Below are 1,159 nucleotides of genomic sequence, written 5' to 3'. Positions count from 1 at the left end.
GGAAGGTCTGAACAACTCTCAAGACCTAAAAATATCAGCATAGAGAGCGCCAGTAACGCGTAAATTGGGTATGTAAGACGAGATTTTGCGCTTATCTGGCGGCTTCAGCTGCCGCCGGACAGCATTATGCCTTGGCCGGCAATAACTGCCGGCGCACCATCCATAGATTGGATAGCGCAAACAGCGTCAGCACCTGCGCGGTATTCTTCGCCAAGCCGCGATAGCGGACCTTGACGTAACCAAACTGGCGTTTGATCACCCGAAATGGATGTTCCACCTTCGCCCGCAGGCTGGCCTTGGTGTGCTCCCAGCGCTGGGCCCACTGCAACTCGCGCGCGTTCTTGATCTGCTTGAGCTTGGACGGCTTCTCTGCAATCAGGTAGCGCAACTTGCGCTTGCGCGCCATCTCCGCGCGCTTGTCCAGCCCCGTGTAACCGCTATCCCCGCTGAGCGTGTCTTCCTTGCCATGCAGCAGCTTGTGCGCCTGCGTGATATCGGCAACGTTGGCCGCCGTGCATTCCACGTGGTGCACCAACCCGGACACATCGTCTACGCCAATGTGCGCTTTCATCCCGAAGTAATACTGCTTGCCTTTCTTGGTCTGGTGCATCTCAGGATCGCGCGCGTGGTCAGCGTTCTTGGTCGAACTGGGCGCAGCGATCAGGGTTGCATCGACGATCGTGCCCGAGCGCAGACTTTGACCCTTGCGCGCCAGATGCGCGTTGACCGCTTCCAGCATCCGCGCGGCCAGGCCATGGGTCTCCAGCAAACGACGAAAATTGAGAATCGTGGTCTCGTCAGGAACGTTGTCCAACCCACCGAGCTGGGCAAAACGCCGCAAGCTCGGGATCTCATGCAACGCTTCTTCCATCGCCGGATCGCTCAGCGCGTACCACTGTTGCAGTAGATGAATCCGCAACATCGTGGCCAGTGCGTACGGCTGCCGACCTGGCCGTCCCGACACCGGATAGTGCGGTGCGATCAGCGCAAGCAACCGCTGCCACGGAACGACCTGCTCCATCTCGGCCAGGAAGATTTCCCGGCGGGTCTGCTTGCGCTTACCAAGGCCCTCGGCGTCACCAAACGTCAGTTGCATGGATCACTCCTCAACGTAGGTGTGTAGTGTCGCGCATCTGGGGGCGTTGTTCAGAGCTTCCCT

General features: G+C 59.1%; 1 protein-coding gene. It reads right to left on the bottom strand.

What is annotated here, in order from left to right; genetic code table 11:
* Positions 1–124: 124 nt before the first annotated feature.
* The gene (locus tag F7R02_RS25440) at positions 125–1,096 is read right to left on the bottom strand and encodes an IS5 family transposase (protein WP_151210325.1); all 972 of its coding nucleotides are present in this window, start codon (positions 1,094–1,096) and stop codon (positions 125–127) included.
* Positions 1,097–1,159 lie beyond the last annotated feature (63 nt).

Origin of the sequence: Xanthomonas cissicola, from assembly GCF_008801575.1 — a bacterium.
GTDB lineage: Bacteria > Pseudomonadota > Gammaproteobacteria > Xanthomonadales > Xanthomonadaceae > Xanthomonas > Xanthomonas cissicola.
Note: the sequence above shows the minus strand (reverse complement) of the source record. Positions and strands in the feature narration are given on the sequence as shown.